The sequence below is a fragment of the Streptococcus sp. 477 genome (assembly GCF_013277295.1).
GTDB classification, from domain to species: domain Bacteria; phylum Bacillota; class Bacilli; order Lactobacillales; family Streptococcaceae; genus Streptococcus; species Streptococcus pseudopneumoniae.
Map to the genome: position 1 here is coordinate 1 of NZ_VMMQ01000041.1, position 5,130 is coordinate 5,130.

2 tRNA genes and 3 rRNA genes are annotated in these 5,130 nt (G+C 50.0%); all 5 read left to right on the plus strand.

Features of this window, described 5'->3' with window-relative positions:
* Positions 1-165: 165 nt before the first annotated feature.
* The 5 genes from HT691_RS05905 (at position 166) to HT691_RS05925 (ending at position 5,130) form a co-directional block, all read left to right on the plus strand.
* Positions 166-1,711, plus strand: a 16S ribosomal RNA gene (locus HT691_RS05905).
* Between the two features lie 51 nt (positions 1,712-1,762).
* Positions 1,763-1,835, plus strand: a tRNA-Ala gene (locus HT691_RS05910).
* Between the two features lie 124 nt (positions 1,836-1,959).
* Positions 1,960-4,861 (plus strand): 23S ribosomal RNA (locus tag HT691_RS05915).
* 76 nt (positions 4,862-4,937) lie between these two features.
* Positions 4,938-5,053, plus strand: a 5S ribosomal RNA gene (gene rrf / locus HT691_RS05920).
* Together the 16S, 23S and 5S rRNA genes with 2 tRNA genes alongside form the textbook arrangement of a ribosomal RNA operon.
* Before the next feature lie 4 nt (positions 5,054-5,057).
* Positions 5,058-5,130: transfer RNA gene (locus tag HT691_RS05925), tRNA-Val, on the plus strand.

The following is a 5,130-nucleotide window of genomic DNA, read 5'->3' on the forward strand; positions in this document are numbered from 1 at the left end:
TGTGATATACTAATATAGTTGTCGCTTGAGAGAAGCGAGTGACAAAGACCTTTGAAAACTGAACAAGACGAACCAATGTGCAGGGCACTACAACTAAGGTTGTAGTACTGAACAATGAAAAAACAATAAATCTGTCAGTGACAGAAATGAGTGAGAACTCAAACTTTTAATGAGAGTTTGATCCTGGCTCAGGACGAACGCTGGCGGCGTGCCTAATACATGCAAGTAGAACGCTGAAGGAGGAGCTTGCTTCTCTGGATGAGTTGCGAACGGGTGAGTAACGCGTAGGTAACCTGCCTGGTAGCGGGGGATAACTATTGGAAACGATAGCTAATACCGCATAAGAGTGGATGTTGCATGACATTTGCTTAAAAGGTGCAAATGCATCACTACCAGATGGACCTGCGTTGTATTAGCTAGTTGGTGGGGTAACGGCTCACCAAGGCGACGATACATAGCCGACCTGAGAGGGTGATCGGCCACACTGGGACTGAGACACGGCCCAGACTCCTACGGGAGGCAGCAGTAGGGAATCTTCGGCAATGGACGGAAGTCTGACCGAGCAACGCCGCGTGAGTGAAGAAGGTTTTCGGATCGTAAAGCTCTGTTGTAAGAGAAGAACGAGTGTGAGAGTGGAAAGTTCACACTGTGACGGTATCTTACCAGAAAGGGACGGCTAACTACGTGCCAGCAGCCGCGGTAATACGTAGGTCCCGAGCGTTGTCCGGATTTATTGGGCGTAAAGCGAGCGCAGGCGGTTAGATAAGTCTGAAGTTAAAGGCTGTGGCTTAACCATAGTAGGCTTTGGAAACTGTTTAACTTGAGTGCAAGAGGGGAGAGTGGAATTCCATGTGTAGCGGTGAAATGCGTAGATATATGGAGGAACACCGGTGGCGAAAGCGGCTCTCTGGCTTGTAACTGACGCTGAGGCTCGAAAGCGTGGGGAGCAAACAGGATTAGATACCCTGGTAGTCCACGCCGTAAACGATGAGTGCTAGGTGTTAGACCCTTTCCGGGGTTTAGTGCCGTAGCTAACGCATTAAGCACTCCGCCTGGGGAGTACGACCGCAAGGTTGAAACTCAAAGGAATTGACGGGGGCCCGCACAAGCGGTGGAGCATGTGGTTTAATTCGAAGCAACGCGAAGAACCTTACCAGGTCTTGACATCCCTCTGACCGCTCTAGAGATAGAGCTTTCCTTCGGGACAGAGGTGACAGGTGGTGCATGGTTGTCGTCAGCTCGTGTCGTGAGATGTTGGGTTAAGTCCCGCAACGAGCGCAACCCCTATTGTTAGTTGCCATCATTCAGTTGGGCACTCTAGCGAGACTGCCGGTAATAAACCGGAGGAAGGTGGGGATGACGTCAAATCATCATGCCCCTTATGACCTGGGCTACACACGTGCTACAATGGCTGGTACAACGAGTCGCAAGTCGGTGACGGCAAGCTAATCTCTTAAAGCCAGTCTCAGTTCGGATTGTAGGCTGCAACTCGCCTACATGAAGTCGGAATCGCTAGTAATCGCGGATCAGCACGCCGCGGTGAATACGTTCCCGGGCCTTGTACACACCGCCCGTCACACCACGAGAGTTTGTAACACCCGAAGTCGGTGAGGTAACCGTAAGGAGCCAGCCGCCTAAGGTGGGATAGATGATTGGGGTGAAGTCGTAACAAGGTAGCCGTATCGGAAGGTGCGGCTGGATCACCTCCTTTCTAAGGAAAAGGAACTGCGCATTGGTCTTGTTTAGTCTTGAGAGGTCTTGTGGGGCCTTAGCTCAGCTGGGAGAGCGCCTGCTTTGCACGCAGGAGGTCAGCGGTTCGATCCCGCTAGGCTCCATTGGTGAGAGATCACCAAGTAATGCACATTGAAAATTGAATATCTATATCAAATAGTAACAAGAAAATAAACCGAAAACGCTGTAGTATTAATAAGAGTTTATGACTGAAAGGTCAGAAAATAAGGTTAAGTTAATAAGGGCGCACGGTGGATGCCTTGGCACTAGGAGCCGAAGAAGGACGTGACAAACGACGATATGCCTTGGGTAGCTGTAAGTGAGCGATGATCCAGGGATTTCCGAATGGGGGAACCCAACAGGTACTACCTGTTACCCACATCTGTTAAGGATGTGAGGAGGAAGACGCAGTGAACTGAAACATCTAAGTAGCTGCAGGAAGAGAAAGCAAAAGCGATTGCCTTAGTAGCGGCGAGCGAAACGGCAGGAGGGCAAACCGAAGAGTTTACTCTTCGGGGTTGTAGGACTGCAATGTGGACTCAAAGATTATAGAAGAATGATTTGGGAAGATCAGCCAAAGAGAGTAATAGCCTCGTATTTAAAATAGTCTTTGTACCTAGCAGTATCCTGAGTACGGCGGGACACGTGAAATCCCGTCGGAATCTGGGAGGACCATCTCCCAACCCTAAATACTCCCTAGTGACCGATAGTGAACCAGTACCGTGAGGGAAAGGTGAAAAGCACCCCGGGAGGGGAGTGAAATAGAACCTGAAACCGTGTGCCTACAACAAGTTCGAGCCCGTTAATGGGTGAGAGCGTGCCTTTTGTAGAATGAACCGGCGAGTTACGTTATGATGCGAGGTTAAGTTGAAGAGACGGAGCCGTAGGGAAACCGAGTCTGAATAGGGCGCCTTAGTATCATGACGTAGACCCGAAACCATGTGACCTACCCATGAGCAGGTTGAAGGTGCGGTAAGACGCACTGGAGGACCGAACCAGGGCACGTTGAAAAGTGCTTGGATGACTTGTGGGTAGCGGAGAAATTCCAAACGAACTTGGAGATAGCTGGTTCTCTCCGAAATAGCTTTAGGGCTAGCGTCGACATTAGAGATTCTTGGAGGTAGAGCACTGTTTGGGTGAGGGGTCCATCCCGGATTACCAATCTCAGATAAACTCCGAATGCCAAAGAATTATGGTCGGCAGTCAGACTGCGAGTGCTAAGATCCGTAGTCGAAAGGGAAACAGCCCAGACCACCAGCTAAGGTCCCAAAATAATTGTTAAGTGGAAAAGGATGTGGGGTTGCACAGACAACTAGGATGTTAGCTTAGAAGCAGCTATTCATTCAAAGAGTGCGTAATAGCTCACTAGTCGAGTGACCCTGCGCCGAAAATGTACCGGGGCTAAAACAATTTACCGAAGCTGTGGATACCTTTATAGGTATGGTAGGAGAGCGTTCTATGTGTGATGAAGGTATACCGTGAGGAGTGCTGGAACGCATAGAAGTGAGAATGCCGGTATGAGTAGCGAAAGACAGGTGAGAATCCTGTCCACCGTAAGACTAAGGTTTCCAGGGGAAGGCTCGTCCGCCCTGGGTTAGTCGGGACCTAAGGAGAGACCGAAAGGTGTATCCGATGGACAACAGGTTGATATTCCTGTACTAGAGTATGTAGTGATGGAGGGACGCAGTAGGCTAACTAAAGCAGACGATTGGAAGTGTCTGTCTAAGCAGTGAGGTGTGAATTGAGTTAAATGCTTAGTTCTATAACATTGAGCTGTGATGGGGAGCGAAGTTTAGTAGCGAAGTTAGTGACGTCACACTGCCAAGAAAAGCTTCTAGCGTTTAAACATACTCTACCCGTACCGCAAACCGACACAGGTAGTCGAGGCGAGTAGCCTCAGGTGAGCGAGAGAACTCTCGTTAAGGAACTCGGCAAAATGACCCCGTAACTTCGGGAGAAGGGGTGCTGACTTTAAGTCAGCCGCAGTGAATAGGCCCAAGCAACTGTTTATCAAAAACACAGCTCTCTGCTAAATCGTAAGATGATGTATAGGGGGTGACGCCTGCCCGGTGCTGGAAGGTTAAGAGGAGTGCTTAGCGTAAGCGAAGGTATGAATTGAAGCCCCAGTAAACGGCGGCCGTAACTATAACGGTCCTAAGGTAGCGAAATTCCTTGTCGGGTAAGTTCCGACCCGCACGAAAGGCGTAATGATTTGGGCACTGTCTCAACGAGAGACTCGGTGAAATTTTAGTACCTGTGAAGATGCAGGTTACCCGCGACAGGACGGAAAGACCCCATGGAGCTTTACTGCAGTTTGATATTGAGTGTCTGTGCCACATGTACAGGATAGGTAGGAGTCTACGAAATCGGGACGCCAGTTTCGAAGGAGACGCTGTTGGGATACTACCCTTGTGTTATGGCCACTCTAACCCAGATAGGTGATCCCTATCGGAGACAGTGTCTGACGGGCAGTTTGACTGGGGCGGTCGCCTCCTAAAAGGTAACGGAGGCGCCCAAAGGTTCCCTCAGAATGGTTGGAAATCATTCGCAGAGTGTAAAGGTATAAGGGAGCTTGACTGCGAGAGCTACAACTCGAGCAGGGACGAAAGTCGGGCTTAGTGATCCGGTGGTTCCGTATGGAAGGGCCATCGCTCAACGGATAAAAGCTACCCTGGGGATAACAGGCTTATCTCCCCCAAGAGTTCACATCGACGGGGAGGTTTGGCACCTCGATGTCGGCTCGTCGCATCCTGGGGCTGTAGTCGGTCCCAAGGGTTGGGCTGTTCGCCCATTAAAGCGGCACGCGAGCTGGGTTCAGAACGTCGTGAGACAGTTCGGTCCCTATCCGTCGCGGGCGTAGGAAATTTGAGAGGATCTGCTCCTAGTACGAGAGGACCAGAGTGGACTTACCGCTGGTGTACCAGTTGTCTTGCCAAAGGCATCGCTGGGTAGCTATGTAGGGAAGGGATAAACGCTGAAAGCATCTAAGTGTGAAACCCACCTCAAGATGAGATTTCCCATGATTATATATCAGTAAGAGCCCTGAGAGATGATCAGGTAGATAGGTTAGAAGTGGAAGTGTGGCGACACATGTAGCGGACTAATACTAATAGCTCGAGGACTTATCCAAAGTAACTGAGAATACGAAAGCGAACGGTTTTCTTGGTTTGAATAGATATTCAATTTTGAGTAGGTATTACTCAGAGTTAAGTGACGATAGCCTAGGAGATACACCTGTACCCATGCCGAACACAGAAGTTAAGCCCTAGAACGCCGGAAGTAGTTGGGGGTTGCCCCCTGTGAGATAGGGAAGTCGCTTAGCTCTAGGGAGTTTAGCTCAGCTGGGAGAGCATCTGCCTTACAAGCAGAGGGTCAGCGGTTCGATCCCGTTAACTCCCA